Annotated in this window: 20 protein-coding genes, 1 tRNA gene and 1 pseudogene; 9 read left to right on the top strand and 13 right to left on the bottom strand. The window is 66.1% G+C overall.

The window, feature by feature from the left end:
* Positions 1–801: a DUF1206 domain-containing protein gene (locus RF641_RS15505; protein ID WP_047117661.1), complete on the bottom strand. Its 801-nt coding sequence runs from the start codon at positions 799–801 to the stop codon at positions 1–3.
* Positions 802–853: 52 nt separating this feature from the next.
* Positions 854–1,762, bottom strand: coding sequence for an A/G-specific adenine glycosylase (locus tag RF641_RS15510; protein ID WP_047117662.1), 909 nt, complete (start codon positions 1,760–1,762; stop codon positions 854–856).
* A gap of 84 nt (positions 1,763–1,846) precedes the next feature.
* On the opposite strand from RF641_RS15510, the gene RF641_RS15515 reads away from it, so the two are divergent.
* On the top strand, positions 1,847–2,449 hold the full coding sequence (locus RF641_RS15515; protein WP_424573554.1) for a hypothetical protein: 603 nt from the start codon (positions 1,847–1,849) through the stop codon (positions 2,447–2,449).
* 19 nt (positions 2,450–2,468) lie between these two features.
* On the opposite strand, the gene disA is transcribed toward RF641_RS15515, so the two are convergent.
* Genes disA through RF641_RS15530 form a run of 3 tightly spaced genes read right to left on the bottom strand, consistent with a single transcriptional unit; the run spans position 2,469 to position 6,133 of the window.
* Complete coding sequence (disA, locus tag RF641_RS15520) at positions 2,469–3,542, bottom strand: DNA integrity scanning diadenylate cyclase DisA (protein WP_424573555.1); 1,074 nt, start codon at positions 3,540–3,542, stop codon at positions 2,469–2,471.
* A gap of 33 nt (positions 3,543–3,575) precedes the next feature.
* Positions 3,576–4,970: a DNA repair protein RadA gene (radA, locus tag RF641_RS15525; protein WP_047117665.1), complete on the bottom strand. Its 1,395-nt coding sequence runs from the start codon at positions 4,968–4,970 to the stop codon at positions 3,576–3,578.
* Positions 4,971–4,990: 20 nt separating this feature from the next.
* On the bottom strand, positions 4,991–6,133 hold the full coding sequence (locus tag RF641_RS15530; protein ID WP_424573556.1) for an FUSC family protein: 1,143 nt from the start codon (positions 6,131–6,133) through the stop codon (positions 4,991–4,993).
* Positions 6,134–6,349: 216 nt separating this feature from the next.
* Here RF641_RS15530 and pstS point away from each other — a divergent pair, with 216 nt between their 5' ends.
* The 6 genes from pstS (at position 6,350) to RF641_RS15560 (ending at position 11,368) form a co-directional block, all read left to right on the top strand.
* Positions 6,350–7,468, top strand: a complete 1,119-nt coding sequence (pstS, locus tag RF641_RS15535) for a phosphate ABC transporter substrate-binding protein PstS (protein ID WP_424573557.1) — start codon at positions 6,350–6,352, stop codon at positions 7,466–7,468.
* A gap of 115 nt (positions 7,469–7,583) precedes the next feature.
* Entirely contained in the window at positions 7,584–8,519 is a 936-nt protein-coding gene (pstC, locus tag RF641_RS15540; RefSeq protein ID WP_047117668.1) for a phosphate ABC transporter permease subunit PstC, read from the top strand.
* A complete protein-coding gene (gene pstA, locus RF641_RS15545) occupies positions 8,519–9,661 on the top strand; it encodes a phosphate ABC transporter permease PstA (protein ID WP_424573558.1) in 1,143 nt (380 codons plus the stop codon). Before pstC ends, pstA begins: the two co-directional genes overlap by 1 nt.
* A gap of 49 nt (positions 9,662–9,710) precedes the next feature.
* Positions 9,711–10,490 carry a phosphate ABC transporter ATP-binding protein PstB gene (pstB, locus tag RF641_RS15550; RefSeq protein WP_047117669.1) on the top strand — a complete coding sequence of 260 codons (780 nt, stop codon included), beginning with the start codon at positions 9,711–9,713 and terminating at the stop codon, positions 10,488–10,490.
* Between the two features lie 204 nt (positions 10,491–10,694).
* Positions 10,695–11,171, top strand: a complete 477-nt coding sequence (locus tag RF641_RS15555) for a hypothetical protein (protein ID WP_052772149.1) — start codon at positions 10,695–10,697, stop codon at positions 11,169–11,171.
* Positions 11,171–11,368, top strand: coding sequence for a helix-turn-helix transcriptional regulator (locus tag RF641_RS15560; RefSeq protein WP_047117670.1), 198 nt, complete (start codon positions 11,171–11,173; stop codon positions 11,366–11,368). The genes RF641_RS15555 and RF641_RS15560 overlap by 1 nt, the downstream gene beginning before the upstream one ends.
* 24 nt (positions 11,369–11,392) lie before the next feature.
* On the opposite strand, the gene RF641_RS15565 is transcribed toward RF641_RS15560, so the two are convergent.
* The 4 genes from RF641_RS15565 to RF641_RS15580 form a co-directional block, all read right to left on the bottom strand.
* A complete protein-coding gene (locus RF641_RS15565; RefSeq protein ID WP_424573559.1) occupies positions 11,393–12,412 on the bottom strand; it encodes an anion permease in 1,020 nt (339 codons plus the stop codon).
* Positions 12,413–12,417: 5 nt separating this feature from the next.
* Positions 12,418–13,032 carry a hypothetical protein gene (locus RF641_RS15570; protein ID WP_047117672.1) on the bottom strand — a complete coding sequence of 205 codons (615 nt, stop codon included), beginning with the start codon at positions 13,030–13,032 and terminating at the stop codon, positions 12,418–12,420.
* Between the two features lie 242 nt (positions 13,033–13,274).
* Positions 13,275–14,486, bottom strand: coding sequence for an MFS transporter (locus RF641_RS15575; protein ID WP_231736035.1), 1,212 nt, complete (start codon positions 14,484–14,486; stop codon positions 13,275–13,277).
* Positions 14,487–14,560: 74 nt separating this feature from the next.
* Positions 14,561–15,226 (bottom strand): hypothetical protein, encoded by a 666-nt coding sequence (locus RF641_RS15580; protein ID WP_424573560.1) that lies wholly within the window; start codon positions 15,224–15,226, stop codon positions 14,561–14,563.
* A gap of 113 nt (positions 15,227–15,339) precedes the next feature.
* Here RF641_RS15580 and RF641_RS15585 point away from each other — a divergent pair.
* Positions 15,340–15,415 (top strand) — tRNA-Lys (locus RF641_RS15585).
* A gap of 63 nt (positions 15,416–15,478) precedes the next feature.
* On the opposite strand, the gene RF641_RS15590 is transcribed toward RF641_RS15585, so the two are convergent.
* Complete coding sequence (locus RF641_RS15590) at positions 15,479–16,060, bottom strand: TetR/AcrR family transcriptional regulator (protein ID WP_237562437.1); 582 nt, start codon at positions 16,058–16,060, stop codon at positions 15,479–15,481.
* Between the two features lie 302 nt (positions 16,061–16,362).
* On the opposite strand from RF641_RS15590, the gene RF641_RS15595 reads away from it, so the two are divergent.
* Entirely contained in the window at positions 16,363–17,286 is a 924-nt protein-coding gene (locus RF641_RS15595; protein WP_082344592.1) for an alpha/beta fold hydrolase, read from the top strand.
* 10 nt (positions 17,287–17,296) lie between these two features.
* Here the strand turns inward: RF641_RS15595 and RF641_RS15600 are convergent, their stop codons facing one another.
* The 3 genes and pseudogenes from RF641_RS15600 to RF641_RS15610 form a co-directional block, all read right to left on the bottom strand.
* The gene (locus RF641_RS15600) at positions 17,297–19,033 is read right to left on the bottom strand and encodes an MOSC domain-containing protein (RefSeq protein WP_424573561.1); all 1,737 of its coding nucleotides are present in this window, start codon (positions 19,031–19,033) and stop codon (positions 17,297–17,299) included.
* Between the two features lie 46 nt (positions 19,034–19,079).
* Positions 19,080–19,673, bottom strand: a pseudogene (locus RF641_RS15605) (dienelactone hydrolase family protein); the annotation flags it as partial.
* Positions 19,674–19,742: 69 nt separating this feature from the next.
* Positions 19,743–19,994: a hypothetical protein gene (locus tag RF641_RS15610; RefSeq protein ID WP_047117676.1), complete on the bottom strand. Its 252-nt coding sequence runs from the start codon at positions 19,992–19,994 to the stop codon at positions 19,743–19,745.
* Positions 19,995–20,057 lie beyond the last annotated feature (63 nt).

The raw sequence follows: 20,057 nt of genomic DNA on the forward strand, positions 1-20,057 counted from the left end.
TCAATCCTCCATGGTGTCGAACCGGGAACGGAAGACCAGAAACAGCGCATAGGACAGCAGGCCCGCGCCGACGAGTACCAGCGCAAAGGGGCCGAACTGCTGCTCGCCCAGAGCCTTCAACGCCCCGTCGATACCCGTCGATTCCTCGGGATCGCCCTGCACTGTGGAAACGATGAACAGCAGACCCGCCGCTGCCAGCACCAGGCCCTTGGCCGGATAGCCAACGACGCCCGAGACCGTAATCGCCTTGCGCAAGGCGCGATGGCCGGTGGTCTGCAGGTCCTTCAGGAATCCGCGGGTTATTCCGCGGTATACGAAATAGCCGCCGACCCCGATCAGCACCACTCCCAAGGCGATCAAGGCTCCGCGGCCTGCGGTGGAGCGCATCAGCATGGCGCTGAAGGAGCTGGTGGTCTGCCCCGAATCGCTCTGGTTGCCGAGAGCGAATTGCAAAAATGCCCCGCTGAGCCCGAGGAAAACTATTCCGGTGCCCGCGGATTTAAGCCTTCTGAACGCTTTGGATTGGGGCAGCGCTGCCTGTGCGAGGGACCAGAGGCCCAGCAGGGCAGCTCCGATCGCGCAGACCCACAGGAGCACGATCCCCCAGGGTTGCCCGGCCAGCGTCTGCAGCGCCCCGCTCTGGTCGGCTTCGGCGCTGCCACCCCTGGCCAGCACCAAGGCAAGAAAACCGAGCGTCGCGTGCAGCACCGCATTGGCCACGTAGCCGAGCCGCGCCGCGCGTTGGAACCATGGGTTCCGGGCCGTCTGGCGTGCCTTGCCGGCAGCAGAAGAAATGTCCATGACCCTAGCTTAGGGGCGCATCCGTATTCTGGCACAGGCTTTCGGCCATCGCTCAGGAGGGGAGCCTGACGCCTTCCGGGTCGGCAACCGCCAAGCCGTCCTTGAGCAATCCCGCCAGCGCCCGCTCGCGCTGCTCCAGCGGGGATTCGAGCTTGCCCAAAGCGACATACATCGCGTGGGTTTGCGCAGAAAGATCCGCCAGGAACGTCGTCTCCGGCACCGGATCTTCGTGCTCGCGCAGGATTGCCATGATGGCCCCGCGCACCTGGCGGTCCGTGCCGTGCCAGGCCTGCCCCTTGGGGGTGTAGTGCGGTTCCGGCCTTCCTGCAGTGATCCAGGCGCAGTCATCGAAGACCGGGCACAGCTCGCACTTGGGGCTGCGTGCGGTACAGACCAGCGCGCCGAGCTCCATGACGGAGATGTTCCAGAGGTTCGCCTCCCGGCGGTCGTCCGGCTGCACCTCGCGGGCCCGGGCGAACTCGCTGGCGCGGGGGTTGGGTTCGGGCAATGCCATGCCGCCGAACACCCTGGCCTGGACGCGGCGGATGTTCGTATCAACCACCACGGTAGGCTCGCCGAAGGCGAAGCAGGCGATGGCAGCTGCGGTGTAGTCTCCCACTCCGGGCAGCGCCCGCAGTTCGGCTTCGGTCTGCGGCACCTGGCCGTTGTATTCGGTGGTGATCTCAACCGCCGCGGCATGCAGCCGCTGGGCGCGGCGCGGATACCCGAGCCTGCCCCAGGCTTTCAATGCCTCGGACAGCGGTTCGGCCGCCAGATCTTCAGGAGTTGGCCAGCGTTCCATCCACTCTTCCCAGACCGGAAGCACCCGCACCACCGGAGTCTGCTGCAGCATGAATTCACTGACCATGACTTCCCACCCGGTGACCCCGGGGCGGCGCCATGGCAGGTCGCGTTGGTTGTTCAGGTACCAGTGATTGATCTTCTCGTGAATTTGCTGCACCCATCCACTCTAAGTCAGCTGATTCACGGTGCAGAACCTCTGGATATCACACGGTGCGGGCGTGCAATGAACTAGCCTTAAGCCATGAGCAACACATCCGGGGGCAAGCCATCGGCCCGCGTCTATCGGCGCCGGCGCATCACCGTGGCTGTTTTGGCTCTCGTGCTTGTCGGACTCATCGTCTGGGGCGTCACCGCTGTCGTCGGAATGTTCGGCGCAGACGACGAACCGAAGGGGGCGAACCCGACCCCTGTCGAAGCTTCGCCTAATGCCTCCGAGCCCTCCGGGGAAACGGAACCCAACGCCTGCAAGGCCGGGGAAATCACCATTACCGCATCCACCGACAAGCAGTCCTACGCCTCGGAAGAGGACCCGGTGCTCACCTTGGGAATCGAAAACACGTCCAAGCGCGACTGCGAGCTGAATGTTGGCACCAGCCAGCAGGAATTCCTGATTTCCAGCGGCTCGGACAGGATCTTTTCCACGGTCGACTGCCTGAGCAACGGCGAAGACGTCGTGCTGGCTTTTGCCGCCGGGCAGAAGGAAAGCGCGAAGTTCACCTGGAACCGCAACCGCTCCGCCCCGGGCTGCAAGGCGGTCAACGCCAAACCGCTGCCGGGAACCTACAAGTTCACCGCTGCGATCGGCGAGATGACCAGCGACCCGACGACATTCGTGCTCAAGTAGCCGACCGCCCGGCGCGCGCCTAGATGTAGCGGTCAAGCAGCGAGGACTCGGCCATGCGCGCAAGTCCCTCGCGGATCGAGCGGGCACGCTGCTCGCCCACGCCCTCGATCTCCATCAGCTGGCTGGTCGACGCGGCCATGAGCAGCTGCAGGTTGTCGAAGGACGCAACCAGGCGCTCGCCGATGGCCTTGGGCACCGTGCGGATCTGCGACAGCAGGCGGTACCCCTTGGGGGTGAGCGTATCTTCCTGGTCTGCTGTCGAATTCGGGAACAGGATCTTGGTCAGCGCCTCGGGCTCGATCAGCTGGGCATCGGAAATCTCGTGCAGCTTCTCCAGCGCCGCCTCGATGTCCAGTTCCTGCCCCTCGGCGTGGGAGTAGTCGCGCAGCAGCAGCTGGTTGTCCACCTGGATGCCGGCCAGCAGCTCGGTGTGCTGGGAGGCCAGCAGGCGGCCATCCGCGCCGAGCTCGAGCACTGAACGGGAAATTTCTTCGCTGGTGCGGCGCAGCATCTCGGTGCGCTGCAGCACCGCCAGCACCTCGCGCACCGTGGCGGTGTCCTCGATCTCCGCGGCGGACAACGCGCTGGTCACCTGGTCGAGCCGGTGGCGGTAGCGTTCGAGGGTGGCAATCGCCTGGTTGCCGCGCGCCAGCAGGCGTTCGGCCGGCTCGAGCACATGGCGCTCGCCGGCGGCGTAGAGGGTAATGGTCTGCATCGACTGCGACACCGAAATCACCGGGAAACCGGTCTGCACCGCGACGCGTTCAGCGGTGCGGTGGCGGGTGCCCGATTCCTGGGTCCCGATGGCCGCATCCGGCATCAGCTGCACCCCGGCCTGCAGGATCTGGCGGGCCGAGGCGTCGAGGATGATCGCGCCGTCCATCTTGGCCAGCTCGCGCAGGCGGGTGGGGGTGTAGTCCGTGTTGATCCGGAAACCGCCCGAGCAGATGGATTCGACCTCCTTGTCGTGCCCCAGCACGATCAGTGCGCCGGTGCGCCCGCGCTGGATGCGTTCCAGTCCTTGGGCCAGCTCGGTGCCCGGGGCGATCCGGGCCAGGGTGGAGAGTAGTTCGGGGGCGGGATGCGATTTCAACGTGCGTCCTTTCAACGGGCAGCAGCTCCCATTTTATCGTGTGGGCTTCTGCCTCTGGTTGAACGCGATATCCAGGGCCTGGGCAATGTTCTCCACCTGGAAAACGCGGATGCCGTCCGGGATGTTCTTCAGCGGCTCGGGTGTCGCCGGGGCCATGGCGAAGGAGAAGCCCAGACGCTGGGCCTCGGTGATGCGCCGCGCGATTTCCGGAACCTGGCGGACCTCGCCGGCCAGCCCCACCTCGCCGAAGGCGACGAAGTCCTGCGGCAGCGGGAACTCATTCAGCGAGGAGGCCAGTGCCAGCGCGCAGGACAGATCCGCGGCCGGCTCGCTGATCTTCACCCCGCCGACCGTGGCGATGTATGAATCCATGGAGGACAGGTCCATGTGGGCGCGGGCCTGCAGCACCGCGACCACCATCTGGGCGCGCGCCGCATCCAGCCCGCTGGTGGCACGCCGCGGGGCTGGCCCGCTGCCGCGCGAGAGCAGGGTCTGCACCTCGGCGACCAGCGGCCGCCGGCCTTCCAGCGTGACCGTGATGCAGGTCCCCGGAACCGGGTTCCGGGTGCGGGTGACGAAGAGCTTGGAGGGGTCGGTCAGCGATTCGATGCCGTCCTCGTTCAGGTCGAAGCAGCCGACCTCGTCCGTTGCCCCGTAGCGGTTCTTCAATGCGCGAAGTATGCGCAGGCGGGAATGCTTCTCTCCGTCGAACTGGCACACCACGTCAACCAGGTGTTCCAGCAGGCGTGGACCCGCCACCGAGCCTTCCTTGGTCACGTGCCCGACCATGATGGTGGTCATGCCGCGGGTCTTGGCCGAGTTGATGATGGAGGCCGCCACCTCGCGCACCTGGGAGACGCCGCCGGCTGCGCCGTCTACCTCCGCGGAGGAGAAGGTCTGCACCGAGTCGAGGATGAGCAGCTGCGGGTTGATCTCCTGGATCTGGCCCAGCGCCAGCGAGAGGTCGGTTTCGGCCGCCAGATAGAGGTTGTCCGCGACGGCATTGATGCGCTCGGCGCGGGACTTCACCTGCGCTGCGGATTCCTCGCCGGTCAGGTAGAGCACCTTCAGCCCGGTGTGGGCCGCCTTGGCCGCGACGTCCAACAGCAGCGTGGACTTCCCGACCCCGGGCTCCCCGGCCAGCAGGATGGCCGCGGCCGGCACCAGGCCGCCGCCCAGCACGCGGTCAAGTTCCGAGACCCCGCTGGGGCGGAAGGCGGCTTCGGAGCCGTCGATCTGGGCAATGGGCTTGGCCGGATGCGCGACCTTTGCCGCGGGGGCGGTGCGCGCGGAGACCACACCGACCTCTTCCACGGTGCCCCAGGCCTGGCATTCGCCGCAGCGTCCCACCCATTTAACCGTGGTCCAGCCGCATTCGGAGCACTTGTAGCTTGCGGTGGATTTGCTGCGCGTGGAAGTTTTGGCCATGGGTTAATGCTAGCGACCGGCTAGGACAACTTGGGAAGCACCCCGATGGCGGCCTCGTGGTCGCGTCCGGCGGCTTCCAGCAGATCCACCAGCATCGGGCGCAGCAGCAGCACCAGTCCTTCGCCCTGCAGGCCCTCGACACCCAGCGCCCGCGGGTCGAGCTGCGCGGCGGCGGCCTCCAGCTGGCTGCGGGCGCCCTTCTCGAACTTGCGCTGACCGGCCAGATTCGGCTCGCGCACCGAGTGGGCCAGCGCATTGATACCTTCGGAGATCTCGCGCAGCAGCGGCGCCAGGCTGGCGGATCCTTCCGGGGTCAGCGCGCTGTTGCTCAGTACCGAGGAAAGCCTGCGGGCGAAAACGCGGGCGTTGCGGGCGGCCCAGTCGTAGTGGTTGAAGCGTTCGGAGAGCCGGGTGAGCTCCTCGCGGTGCCGCCGCCCGGCCGGGGAGAGCATCGCGATTTCCTGGGCCGCCCTGAACGCTCCGGGCAGCTGGTCCAGGTGCTTTTGGGTGGCGCGGGCCTTGATCAGCGCGTGGAACGCCGCCCGGCGGTCGTCATCCCGGATCGCCCAGGAGCATTCGAGCATCGCCTCGGAGAGCTCCTTGAACAGTTCCGAGAGCGCTGCCACCGGGATGCGGCGCGGGTCCGAGGGCCACAGGATGATGATCAGCAACGCCAGCACCGAACCGGTCAACGCGTCCAGGGACCTGGAGAACGGCCCGTCCACGCTGATCGGCAGCAGCACCACCAGCGCCGACTGCATACCCAGCTGGGTGGAGAAGATCGGGCCCGAGTCCAGATAGCGGGCCACCACCAGGCTCAGCGACATCACCACCGCCGCCTGCCAGATGCCCTGCCCGAGCAGGTGCATCAGCGTATCGCCCAGGGCCACGCCCAGGGTGCACCCGAGCGCCACCTCGGCGGTGCGGCGGATGGTGGTCGCCCCGCCGAAGCCCAGCGAGATCAGTGCGCTGGTCGCCGCGAAGATCGGCTGGGTATGCCCCAGCATCGTGTCGGCCACCCAATAGGCGCCGACCGCGCCGAGGGTCATGCGGATGATCCGCGGCAGGGAGTTCCCGGCGCGGGCCAGCCCGGCGGCGTTGCGCCGGGCCAGGAAGTTCACGAGGTCTCGGCGATTGCTGCCGGAGGTGCGAGCGGTGGCCATGAGCCTAGTCTTTCATGAGCCGCGCGGGCTCCTGGGGCAGAGACACAGCAGATGCGGTGATCAGGATCACTGCAAGTTAAAGGCGTTGTTAACCTTTCGTTCACCTTCGCTGGGGAATCTGGTTACTTTGGCTCCTTAGCCTCGTAAGTGAAGCGGGACAAATGACCGCTGAAGGTTCAGATTCTTATCTACCGACTCTTATGGGGAGTAACTCTCGTGAAGCTCAATCGTCTTGGCAGTGCAGCTGCTGTTCTTTCCGTCGCAGCTCTCGCACTGACCGCTTGCGGTTCGGACAACCCGACCGGCGCCGGCGCGTCGGCATCGGGCGAAGCCCCGGCCGCCAACGCCGAAGTCACCGGCACCCTGACCGGCATCGGCGCGTCGAGCCAGAAGTCGGCCATGGAAGCCTGGATCACCGGCTTCAAGGCCGAAAACCCGCAGGCCAACGTCCAGTACTCGCCGGACGGCTCGGGCGCCGGCCGCAAGGCCTTCCTGGCCGGCGGCGCGCAGTTCGCCGGTTCGGATGCCTACCTGAAGCCTGAAGAGGCAGAAGAGGCCAAGCAGGTCTGCGGCCCGGACGGCGCATTCAACGTCCCGGCCTACGTTTCCCCGATCGCCGTGGCCTTCAACCTGGATGGCGTGAAGGAGCTGAACCTCGACGCGGCCACCATCGCCAAGATCTTCAAGAAGGAGATCACCACCTGGAACGATGAGGCCATCGCCAAGCAGAACCCGAACGCCACCCTGCCGGACACCGCGATCACCGTGGTGCACCGCAATGACGAGTCCGGCACCACCGAGAACTTCGTGGAGTACCTGAAGGCCGCCGCAGGCGACGTGTGGACCTACGACGTCTCCGGCGACTGGCCATCGGACATCCAGTCGGAGAACGCCAAGGGCACTTCCGGCGTGGTCTCCACGGCCGGCTCGACCGACGGCGCCATCACCTACGCCGACTTCTCCGCGGTGGGCGACCTGTCCACCGTGAACGTCAAGGTCGGCGACGAGTACACCAAGATTTCCTCCGAGGCCGCAGCCAAGGCCCTGGAGACCGCAACCCCGGTCGAGGGAGCCGCCAAGAACGACCTGGCCCTGGACCTGGAGCGCGACACCACCGAGGCCGGCACCTACCCGATCGTGCTGCTCTCGTACCACATCTTCTGCACCACCTACAAGGACCAGGCGACCGTTGACCTGGTGAAGGCCTTCGGCAACTACGTCGTCTCGGCCGACGGCCAGAAGACCGCTTCGGAATCGGCCGGCAACGCCCCGCTGTCGGCCAGCATGGAAGAGAAGGCAGCGGCTGCCATCGATTCCATCACCGTCGCCAAGTAGCACCCCGCCGGGAAACCGGCATCCGGTGTGGGCGGGCAACCGCCCACACCAAACCCCCTCCACCCCCGCAGCGCAAGCTGCAACACCCCTCCAATATCCGTAAAGGCTTAAGCCAATGACTACCAATGCTTTGACGAGCAAGTCATCGACTTCCGGCCGCGCCGGGGACAAGATCTTCTCAGGCGCCGCGCTCGGCGCCGGTGTACTGATCCTGATCACCCTGTTCGCGGTGGCGGTCTTCCTGCTCATCCAGGCCCTGCCGACGTTCTTGGCCGATCCGGCCGATATTTCCGGCGGCGCCGGCTTCTTCTCCTACATCGCTCCGATCATCGTCGGAACCGTCGTCGCAGCGGCCATCGCCCTGCTGATCGCCACCCCGGTCGGACTGGGCGTGGCGCTGTTCATCTCGCACCTGGCCCCGCGCCGCATCGCCGGCCCGCTGGGCTACGTGATCGATTTGCTGGCCGCCATCCCGTCGGTCATCTACGGCGCCTGGGGCTACATGGTGCTGGCCCCGGCGCTGGTTCCCGGCTACGACTGGCTGGCCACCAACCTGGGCTTCATCCCGATCTTCGAAGGCCCCGCCAGCCAGACCGGCAAGACCATGCTCACCGCCGGCATCGTGCTGGCAGTGATGGTGCTGCCGATCATCACCTCGCTGTCGCGCGAAATCTTCCTGCAGACCCCGAAGCTGCATGAGGAGGCCGCCCTGGCCCTGGGCGCCACCCGCTGGGAAATGATCACCACCGCAGTGCTGCCCTTCGCCCGCCCAGGCATCATCTCAGCCACCATGCTCGGCCTGGGCCGCGCACTGGGCGAGACCATGGCAGTGGCCCTGGTGCTCTCCACCGGCAACCTCATCCCGTCGCTGATCAAGTCCGGCAACCAGACCATTGCCGCCGAGATCGCGCTGAACTTCCCCGAGGCCTTCGGGCTGCGTCTGGCCGAGCTCATCGCCGCCGGCCTGGTCCTGTTCCTGATCACCCTGGTCGTGAACATGATCGCCCGGGCAATCATCGCCCGCCACAAGGAATTCTCCGGAGCCAACTGATGAGTGCCATGACTACTTCCGAACGCAGCAACACCACGACACAGCCGACGCCTCCGAGCCGCAAGCGCAATTCGCTGGCCAAGGGCAAGCTGCCCAAGTGGGCCATCCCGGCCATCGCCGGCGGCTCGATCATCCTCGGCGCGGCGGGCTCCACGCTGACCGGCTTCAACGTGGCGAGTTTCGCCATCTACTCCGCAGTCATCTTCCTGATCGCCGCCTCGGTGGCCACCACGGTGGTGGAGGGCAAGCGCCGCGGCAAGAACGCGACCTGGACCTACCTGATCTACGCTTCCTTCATCCTGGCGCTGATCCCGCTGGCCTCGGTGCTCTACACCGTGCTGGAAAAGGGCCTGCCGGGCATGAACATGCACTTCCTGTTCAACTCCATGAACGGCGTGACCGGCGCGGTCGACAACCAGACGGTCGAAAACGGCACCCCGGTGCTCGGCGGCGCCTACCACGCGCTGATGGGCACCTTGCTAATCACCCTGTGGGCCACCGTGATCTCGGTGCCGGTGGGCATGCTCACCGCCATCTACCTGGTCGAGTACGGCAAGAACGGCCCGCTGGCCCGCGCCATCACCTTCTTCGTCGACGTGATGACCGGCATCCCGTCCATCGTCGCAGGCCTGTTCGCCGCCGCCTTCTTCGGCCTGATCCTGGGCCCGAACTCGCGCATGGGCATCGTCGCGGCCGTCGCCTTGAGCGTGCTGATGATCCCGACGGTGGTCCGCTCCACCGAGGAAATGCTCAAAATCGTCCCGAACGAGCTGCGCGAGGCTTCCTACGCGCTGGGCGTGCGCCGCTGGCGCACCATCCTGAAGGTGGTCATCCCGACCGCGATCTCCGGCATCGCCTCCGGCGTGACCCTGGCCATCGCCCGCGTCATCGGCGAAACCGCCCCGATCCTGGTCACCGCCGGCATCGCCAGCAACATCAACCTGAACGTGTTCGCCAACTGGATGTCCACGCTGCCCACGTTCATCTACTACCAGATCATGACGCCGACCAGCCCGACCAACGTCGACCCGTCGATCCAGCGCGCCTGGGCAGCTGCCCTGCTGCTGATCCTCATGGTCATGGCGCTGAACCTGGCCGCCCGGCTGATCGCCAAGCTCTTCGCTCCAAAGAAGGGCCGTTGAGCCAGCGCTCCGGCCCTCGACACCCCAAGAATTTTCAAGGATAAACACCATGGCAAAACGCATCGACGTCAACGACCTGAACGTCTACTACTCCAAGTTCCGCGCAGTTGAGGGCGTGTCCATCAACATCGAGCCGAAGTCGGTCACCGCCTTCATCGGCCCGTCGGGCTGCGGCAAGTCCACCTTCCTGCGCACCCTGAACCGCATGCACGAGGTCATCCCCGGCGGCCGCGTCGAGGGCGAGGTCCTGCTGGACGGCGACGACCTGTACGGCCCGGGCGTCGACCCGGTGACCGTGCGCAGCCAGATCGGCATGGTCTTCCAGCGCCCGAACCCGTTCCCGACCATGTCCATCAAGGACAACGTGCTGGCCGGCGTGAAGCTGAACGGCAAGAAGATCTCCAAGTCCGACGCCGACGCGCTGGTGGAGAAGTCGCTGCGCGGCGCGAACCTGTGGAACGAGGTCAAGGACCGCCTGGACAAGCCGGGCTCGGGCCTCTCCGGCGGCCAGCAGCAGCGCCTGTGCATCGCCCGCACCATCGCGGTGAAGCCCGACGTGATCCTGATGGACGAGCCGTGCTCCGCCCTGGACCCGATCTCCACCCTGGCCATCGAGGACCTGATCAATGAGCTGAAGAACGACTACACCGTGGTGATCGTGACCCACAACATGCAGCAGGCCGCACGCGTCAGCGACAAGACCGCCTTCTTCAACATCGCGGGCACCGGCAAGCCGGGCAGGCTCATCGAGTACAACGACACCGCCGCCATCTTCTCCAACCCGGAGCAGAAGGCCACCGAAGACTACGTCTCAGGACGCTTCGGATAAAGATTTCGTCTACCGCCTGCCGTCAGCAGGCCGGTAGGTGAACCGGAAGGGGGGTCTTCCGGGGATCCTGGAGGGGATCACCGCCAGCGGCGCACCGAGAGGTGCGCCGCTGGTTTTTAAACCTTGATGTAAAGCAACCTTGACTGTAAAGGAAGCTTAACTGTAGATTGATGCCACGAGGAAGAACCGACAGGAGGAAGAGCGATGACCGAGATCAAGAAGTCGGCCTGGGGCCGCATGCGTTCGGGCGGGAACACCCGCACACTGCTTTTGCTGAGCTTCGGAGGAGGCCTGGCCGCCGCGCTGGGTGTTGCCGCGCTCGTTGCCGCCGCGGGGCCCGAGGAGCGGTTCCTTGCCACGTTGCTGGCCTTCGGGTTCAGCTTCTGGCTCCCGTTCTCCGCGCTGCTCTGGGTGCTGCTGGTTGACCGCGGGACCATGCGCGACGCGCCGCGCAACGTCGAGGACTCGGTGGAATACCGCTGGAGCGAACGCGCTTCGGCAGGGGTGTTCCGCGACATGCTGGTGCTGCTGGGTGCGGGCGCGGCTGTGCTCAGCGTCTTGGAGGTCGCCATCGACCTGACGCTGCGCTGGCCGCTGCACCTGGTGCTCGCGGGCCTGGTGGTCCTGGCAATGGTGGATTTCGGCATCCGGATGCAGCTGAGCAAGCGGGCTGAGGGCTAGTGCGCAATTCACTGGCCGAACGGCGCAAGGACAGGGGATTGTCGCAGCAGGCGCTCGCCGACGAGCTGGGGATCTCGCGCCAAAGCATCATCTCCTTGGAGAAGGGCCGCTACGACCCCTCGTTGCCGCTGGCGTTCAAGCTGGCCGCGCTGTTCGGGTGCCCCATCGAGGACCTGTTCACGCCGGATCCGGACTAGCCTGGCCAGTCGCCGGGAAAACCGCTAGAACAGCGGGCTGATGGCCAGCGTGAGCACCGCGCCGCCGAAGACGCACACCACGGGCGTCAGTACCCAGTGCCAGGCCACCCTGGCGACATTGCGCCAGAAGACCGACTCGAAGGCCTGGTTCTTGCCGGCGCCGACGATGCCGCTGGTGACGGTCTGGGTGGTGGACAGCGGCAGATGGAAGACCAGCGAGCCGACGAACAGCATGATGGCGGAGACGCCCTGGGCGATCATTCCGCGCATCGGGTCGAAGTTCACCAGGCGGCGTCCCAGCGTGTGGGTGATGCGCCAGCCGCCCAGCAGCACGCCGAAGGACAACGCGGCGCCGGCGGACAGCTGGATGGCCCAGGTGACCGGCCCTGGGTCCATGGCGTCCCCGGTGATCAGCACCAGCGCGATCAGCGCGCCGGTGCGCTGGCCGTCCTGCAGGCCCAGCCCCAGGGCCGAGGCGCAGGCGGTGACCGCCTGGCCGGCGCGCGAGACCTCGTTCACGGTGCGCGAGGTGTCGTGCCGAACCAGCCACATCGCCGGGATCACCACCAGGTACGACAGGGTGTAGGCGATGATCGGGGAGATCAGCAGCGGCAGCAGGACCGAGCCAACCAGCAGCGCCCAGGCCCCGGACATCGACGCATCCCCCATGAAGGCCGCGGCGCCGCTGGCGCCCACCAGGGCGGAGAGCAGCGAATGGGTCGAGCTCATGGGCAGGCCGCGCCACCAGCAGTAGAGCCCCCAGGCGCCGGCCATCAGCAGGCCGCAGATCACCAGCTTCAGCCCGTCGATGCCGTCCGGGACGTTGAAGTTCAGCGCGTCGACCAGCGCGGTGCTCAATCCCGAGGTGGCGATGGTGCCGAGGAAGGCGAAGAACGATGCCACCACGACGGCCACCACCGGGGTCAGCGCCCTGGTGCGCACCGCGGCGGCCACCGCTGTGGAGGCGTCCCTGAAACCATTGAGCACGGCGTAGCCCAGGGTCAGGACCACCGCAACGGCGGTAAGGGACGAAATAACGGTCATGGGTCTTAGGACTCCTTGACCAGCACGCGGCCCAGGTGATCGGCGAACTGGCGCAGGGTGTTGGCGGTGAGCATCAGGTGGTCGGCCACGCGCTGGTGGCGGTGGATGGTGCTGGCCTTGGAGAAGCCCGCGATTTCATCCACCCACACCAGGTGGGTCCTCGCCGCGCGTTTGGAGGACTGCACCATCTGCAGCCAGTTGTCTTCCAGGTCGTCCAGGTTGCCAAGGTGCTGGACGGAGTCGGAGGCCAGGTCGGCCAGCTGCGAGATGAGCTCAAGCTGCTCCGAGGAGCGCTCAGAAAGCGGGGTGGTGCCGATGTTCATGATCAGCTCTCCGGTGCCGCGCAGCTGTTCCATGGTTTCGTGCAGCAGCCTCGAGAGCGTGTACATGTCCTCGCGGGGCAAGGGGCTGATGTAGCTGGTTCGCAGGTGGGTCAGCACCGCGTGGACCAGGTCGGAGGCCTCGGCCTCCGCCGCGGCCAGGTCGCGCAGCTGCTGGGGGCGCCCCTCGGGGTTGCCGATCATCTCGGAAACGCTGGCGACCGAGCGTCGAATCGTTGCGGCGAGGTCGCGCAGCAGCTCAATGCCGCGCGAGGCTGAGGGAAAAATCTGGAACTTCACTTTGTACGGCGCACCATTCGACTAGGGCATGCGGGCAGGTACCAACGCAGAACAGTTTACGTCGTTGAAGTGAACACAAGAATTGTGGTGGTGCCGGACCGGGAACGCCTCTCGGCGGAAGGCCGCTCTAGGCGGCAGAGTTTTGGAGCCCGGGGTTACCAGCAGCCCGGCACCGACTCCTAGTTTTCTCGCTTGAAGCGCTTGCTGTCAACCGCCTGCCCGACGGCGTGCCGTTTCTCACGTTATCGCCGCAGCGACTTCTCGATTCCGCTGATCCCCAGCAGCGCGCAGCAGAACCAGATCGCCCCGGCAGGGCCCATGCCAGCCGCCACGGTACTTGCGATAATCGGCAAACCTACTTGTCCGAGTCGGTTTCCCATGAGCCGGAGGGCCAGCGCGGCACCCCGGTCGGCCGGTTCCACCGAGGTGGAGATCATGGTCATGGTCAGCGGCTGGCCAAGTCCCAGGAAGAAACCGCCGACCAGCATCGCGGCGCCCGAGATCCACAGCGAGTCGATGAAGAACGGCGCGATGGCGATGGTGGCGGCCGCCAGGTACAAGCTGGTGGTGAGCAGGGCCGGGCGGCTGAAGTGCGCGGATAGCTGCGGGATCACCAGGCGCGAGACCACCGACGCGCAGCCGCGGATGGCCAAGAGCACACCAACTGCCACAGGTGTGACGTTATGTTGCTCGGCGACCAGCGGCAGGAAGGCGGTGAGGATGTCCAGCATGGACAGCAGTGTCAGCGCCGCGAGCATGTGGGAGGTCATGCCGCGAACCCGCAGGATGGCCCAGGCGGAGGTCTTGGGGCGGGCCGATGCCGCGGAAGCGGTGTTCTTGGTGGTCGACGGCTGGAAATTGGCCAGCAGCAGCGGGGCCGCCAGCAGCGAGCAGCCGGCACCGATCCACAGTGACAGGCTGATGCTGGCGATGCGCTCTGGGGAGTCGGCCGCGGTGCCGGTGCCCAGGATCAGGCCTGCGGCCAGCGGACCGAGGAATTGGCCGGCGGAATACGCGGCGGTGAACCAGCCGAATCCCTTATCCAGTTCGCTGTCGGGCAAAAAGCGTGCGATGGAGGACTGGCCGCCGATGGTGAACATCAGGTGCCCCATGCCCAGCACCGCGCTGGCGGCCGCGACCAGCAGCGCGTTGGGGGACAGGGCGATGCCAGCGCCGCCGAGCGCCAGCAGGACGACGCCGCCCAGCATCAGGTAGCGGATCTGGCGCATGCGGGAGCTGAGCCGGCCCATGGAAATCGCTGTCACCAAGGGCAGCAGCGCGAAGGCGGCCGTGGCCGCGCCAACCGTCACCGGACCGGAACCCAGCGCAATGAGCTTGTAGGTCGTGACCGGGCGGATTACGTTCAAGGCCGTCTGGGACAGCAGCGCGGTGGCAATCAGCACCAGGAGCCAGCGCATGGCGCCCGAGGATGCCGCCTTGTTGTTTGCGCCCACGCACCGGCCCTTCGCTTGAGGAATTCTGCCGTCCCAATCCTAAGGCCACAGGGAGGCGGAGCCGATTTTTGTTGCTAGTCCAGCGTGCCCTGGCGCCACATTCGGGCGCAGATCTCCAGATCCTTGGCGGTGTTGTCCAGCGAGCGCGCCCGCAAGGTCAGGTTGGTGCCGCGCTCGCTGCTGGCCATGTCCGCGGCGTCGGCGTGCTCGGTCATGCCCAGGGCCAGCACTCTGCAGTAGGCGGCGGTGCGCTCAAGGGCGTGGGCGAAGTCCCCGTTGAAGGCCCCTGAGAGAATCGAGCTGGTCATCTTCTTCAGCTCCTCGGCGCTGGGCGGCTCGGCGGCGCCGGCGACGATGCGTTCGACCTCTGCGCGGTGGGCTCCGGCGGAGAACCGTGCGGCCATGACGTCGGGCATGTTCAAGGTGGCGGTGCGGACCGCGTACAGGCGCCAAAGCGCGCCGGGCAGCGAATGCGCCGGGGCCTCGCTCCAGAGTTCGGCGAGCACCTCGATGCCCTCGTCCTCGGCGACGGCAATCAGCCTCCGGGTGACCTCCGGGTCGTCGTTGGCCAGCCCTTGCTGGACGAAGGCGCGCGCGGACAGGTGCGCGGCCTCCGATACCCGCGCGGGATCGGCCCCGCCTTCATAGGGCTCGAAGTCGATCGGGGCGAAGGGGCGGGGTTTGTGATGCCGGTACCCCGACTCGTGGGCGGTTTGCGATCCGGAACGTGCACCTCTCATGGCGACTAGGTTACTCCCTTATCCTTGGCGTTTTCCGCTGCTTGCGACGTGGATCGGCCTCGATTAAGGATGGACGGGCACTTCAGGTAATATGGTTTCTGGCCGTAGGCCGTGCGCCTTTAGCTCAGCTGGTAGAGCACTGGACTTTTAATCCATTGGTCGCGGGTTCGATCCCCGCAGGGCGCACCAGACAAAACCCCGCCACCCCGGTTTCACCGGAGGAGGCGGGGTTTTCCGTGTTCCGGCAGGAGGCTAGCTATCGAGGCAGGCGGCCAGGGCGCGGCGGATAACCGGCGCGAAATCCAGCGAGTCGTCGACCGTGATCCGGTGCAGCAGTGCGCCGTCGAGCGTGGCCATGATGAATCTCGTGCAGCCCAGGGGGTCTTTGGCGCCCAGGGCGGCCAGCGTCGCGGTTGTCCAGTGTTCGAAGACCCTCCGGTTGTCCTTCAGCGGCGCAACAAGTTCCGGAGAATGGGCCAAGTCGATGAACAGCGCGTAGCGGGCCAGGGTCCTGCTGCGGAAAATCCCGCTTTGGGTTTCCAGCATTCTGGTGAATGCCTCCTCTGCCTCCGCGCGCTCGAGGATTGGCGCAGCTTGGCCGAAATCCTCGCGTTCGCGCTGGGCAAGGTGCGATGCGACGCCCTCGAGCAATGCCTGCTTGGTACGAAAATAGTTGGATGTCGATCCTGCCGGCAGCCCGGCTGTCTGGTCGACGCGGGCATGGCTTAGTGCCCGCACTCCTTGCTCGCCGAGGAGCGCAAGTGCTGCGTTCAAGGCCCGCTCTGCCCGGGAACTTGGGTTGGAAGTGGAAGTCTCCATAATTTCATTCTCCATCACTATAATCATAGTGACAATTCATTGTGGACGTAGTATTGTGTGAGAGTGGGCAAAGCTCTCAAAGTTGAATACGCCATGTTGTTGGCGCGAGCCGGTCTGGGCGTTAGGCGACAGGAAACCCTCGGGTGCTCCTGCGGGTCCTTCCAAATGACCCGAGCGCGAGCATGCGCCCTGGCTTTTGGCCAAGGTTAGTCGATAAGCCTGGGTCCCTTCCCGCGGTCCCCGATGCGTGATTGCTTGGCGCGCGGCAACACGGCGGTGAGAAGGATCCCAAGAATTTCACTGTGGTGGGATACAAAATGACTACGGAAAGCCAAGCATGGCCGGCCATGCCGGTGGTGGCTGGGGTCGACCACGAATTCCTGGAAGTCGCCGGTGGGCAGATGCACGTGGCGGCTATGGGGTCCGGCGACCCGGTGCTCCTGTTGCACGGATTCGGTCAGACGTGGTGGCAATGGCGAGAAATCATGCCGGCACTTGCGGCTCAGGGGTATCGGGCCATCGCGCCCGACCTTCGCGGTGAGGGATGGACTCGCCTGCCGTACCGGGACATCGATAGGACCCGCCGAACTCGAGACATCCTGGAATTGCTCGACGTTTTGGAGCTGGGCGAGGTTCGCATGGTGAGCCAGGACATGGGAGCCGTTTCTGCATTCCAGCTGGCGATGCACTACCCGGAACGAATAACCAGTCACGTGATGATTGCCGTGCCGCCTCCGCAAATGCGATTTGATCTGGGCATGATGCCAGGCATGAGGCACTTGTGGCACCAGGAAGCGCTGTCCATGCCGAAGCTCGGTCCCTGGCTCATGCGCTCGGGACGAATGACCCGCCATTTCTTCTCGCCGATTTTCATGGTCCAGCCCCTGGACCAGGCAGTGGTCGACCAGTATCAGGCAATGATGAGCCATGAAAACTCCGCACGGGCCGCCGTGCCCCTTTGCCGCCGTATGGTCCTCCCGGAGCTGATGCGGATAATACGAGGCAGCTACAGGGCTGAACGCTTTGCCATGCCATCATTGTTCATTTTCGGAACCAAGGATGCTGGGTTCCCACCGGCAGTCGTGCGCAGGGCTTTCGCTGATACTTCCATTTATGGGACTGATGTGCGCTTGGAAATTATCGAGGACGCCGGGCATTTCATAGTCGACGAACAACCAGCGGCGATCATGAAGGCGATTTCCGAATTCTTCGACTCGCTCAGGCCGGACCCCAGAGAGTAGCTCCGCATGCCTAGAGCTGCAGTTCCAGGTCCTCGGCGGGAGCCGCCATGCAGGCCAGAATCTGGTTCTCCGCCACCCGGGCGCTGGGATCCAGCGGGTAGCCGACGCTGCCGCGGCGCAGCGTCAGTGCGCATTCGCCGCAGGACCCTGCCCGGCAGGAGCTGTTCGGGGTGAGCCCTCGGGCCTCCAGCGATTCAAGCAGCGTGCCGTCCTGCGGGCGCCAGGTGAATCCCGCCGCGCCGGAGGAGAAGGAAATCCGTGCCGGGGCGTACTGCTGCAGCAGCTCGCCCAGGTCGGCGGCGGGGGAGGCAAAGGTTTCCCGGTGGACGTGCTGCGGCGCGATGCCGGCCAGCTCGCAGGTCTCCAGTGCCAGCTGGGTGAATCCGGCCGGGCCGCAGATCACCACGCTGTCGCAAGACTCGATGGCCTGGGCCAGCAGCGCCGCGGTTGGCCGGCCTGCCCGGGAATCGACGTGGCTGATCCGGGCGGGCAGCCCCAGGCCGCGGGCCAAGGCGCCAGCGCGCGTGAACAGCTCGCCACCGGGCCCGCGCTCCACATGGAACAATCGCAGTTCATTCAATTCAGGTGCCTGGCCGGCTCCGCGAAGCAGCCCCAGGGCGGGGGTGATGCCGATGCCGGCGGTGAGCAGCGCGGTGCGGCCGTGCAGCACGCGGCGTGCGGTCATGGTGCCGTGGGGTCCCGAAGCCAGCAGCTTGTCCCCGGCCCGCAGGCCGGCCATCTTCTGCGAGACGGTTCCGGCGGTGCGCACGGCGATGCTGATGACGTCCCGGTGCACCGCGGTGATGGTGTAGTTGCGCCACAGCGGGTCGGGCAGGTGCACCCGCAGATGGGTGCCCGCCTCGTCGTGGGCCGCGATCCAGCCGTGCGGGTCGCGCAGCGAAATTTCCACCGCATCGCCGTCCAGCTGCCGGCGCTCGATGACCTCGAGGTAGCGCGGGGTGCGCTTGGCAGGCGCCAATGCCAGCGCGCGCCGGTCTTCGGAATCAATGCGGATCTCGTCCCCTGCCTGCAGCGTCCCGCCGGCCAGGACCGTGCCGTAGACGCCGCAGTGCAGGTGCCCGAAATGGCTTGCCAGCAGCCGCGGCCCGTTGACGTCCACTTGCGTGGTGGCGGGATTGACCGACGTGGCAGGGCAGCGCTCGATGGACTTGGTGATCGCGATCCGGGTCTCGCCGATACGCAGGACCTTGCCGATCAGCTCGAACTCGCCGAAGGCCGGCACCCCGTCCAGCAGGATGTTGCCGCGGTAGCGCAGTGGATCCAGCGTGACGCCCGCGGCCTTCGAGAGCGCCTCCACCGTGCGGGGGTTGATCAGCGAGATGCCAGAGAGGCGGGAATCGAACATCCCGTGGGAGGCGGCGACCAGGGTGCGGGCATGGCCTCCCTGCGCCGGGATGTGCGCTGCCATGTAGTCAGCGGCCGCCGAGCGCTCGCCGGCATCGGAGGAGTCGAAGGTGAAGGGAGCGGCCCCCGTGGCCGCCGGGGCTGTCACCGTGATGAATGGGGGAGCGGAGACGACCTGCCACTGTTGCAGGGACGTGTCGTTTTTCAGCGCGGTGAAGGAGCCGCAGGACTGCCACTGCCCGTCCGCGACCGGGGTGCTGCCGTTGCCCAGTGCGACGGCGCGGTCCCCGGCCACCCCGCCCTCGGCGCTCACCGCGGCGCGGGTGAGCTCCTCGGCGGGCAGGCCCTTGACGGGGAAACGGAACAAACGCTCGATTCGCATGTCAAGAGTCTAGTGGGCGGGGGATTTGCCGGGCAGGTTGATGGCCTTAGATGTCGGCCAGGAACTTCTTGATGCGCTCCATGACCAGCGCGCGAGCCTGCGGGTCGTGGGACGGCAGCGAGCTGTCGGTGAACAGGTGCTTGTCGCCGGGGTAGGTGAACAGCTGCGCGAGCCCCTCGCCCTGGTCGTTGACGAAGCGTTCGGCCGCCTCCAGGTCGCCTTCGCGGGCGAAGAACGGGTCGTTGTCCATGCCGTGGATCTGTACCGGCACGGCGGTCGGCCAGGGGCCGAAGCTCCAATCGGCATCCAGGTCCACGAATGACTCGAGCAGGACGGCGCCCAGCGCGCCCGGACGCTGCTGCGCGCACTGCTGGGCCAGGGCCGCGCCCCAGGAAGTGCCGATGTAGACCAGTTCGTCGGGCAGGTTCTTGAACAGCTTGTCCACGCGCTGCTGGATCTTGTCCTCGCCGACCTTGTTGGCCAGCAGGATGCCAGCCTCCAGGTCCTTGGGAAGCTTGCCGGCGAACAGGTCCACCGGGTGCACGGTGTGCCCTTCGGCCCGCAGTTCCGCGGCCATTGCCTGGACTCCCGGGGTCAGGCCCTGGACGTGGTGGAATAAAACAATGGTTGCCATGGGAAAACTCCTAGGATCGGCTCGATGCGAGCCGGAATTCGGGGGTGCCGCGGTCCAGCGGGGCCGCGGCGGTGCTCAGCGTTCGTCGACCAGGTTGTCGATGCGTGCCGGCAGGTGCTCGATGGCGTGGGCCCAGCCGGGCATCTGGCTGTTGATTTCCACGCTGTAGCCCTCGGCCAGGTGGAACTCGGCGCAGGTCAGATCCTCGGCTTCCGTCCCCGCGTCGTAGATGAAAGCTCGTCGGATATCCTCCCAGAGCAAGGTGGCGGACTGGTCGATGACCAAGCCGGCGTCGACGACTTCTACGGTGCGCTGCGGGTAGGACATGGTTGAACTGCTTTCGGTCCTGGGCGTTGTGCTTTATTCAAGTCTACGCGGGCTTCCTGCATG

This window comes from Arthrobacter sp. 'calajunan' (genome assembly GCF_046940185.1).
GTDB classification, from domain to species: domain Bacteria; phylum Actinomycetota; class Actinomycetes; order Actinomycetales; family Micrococcaceae; genus Glutamicibacter; species Glutamicibacter soli.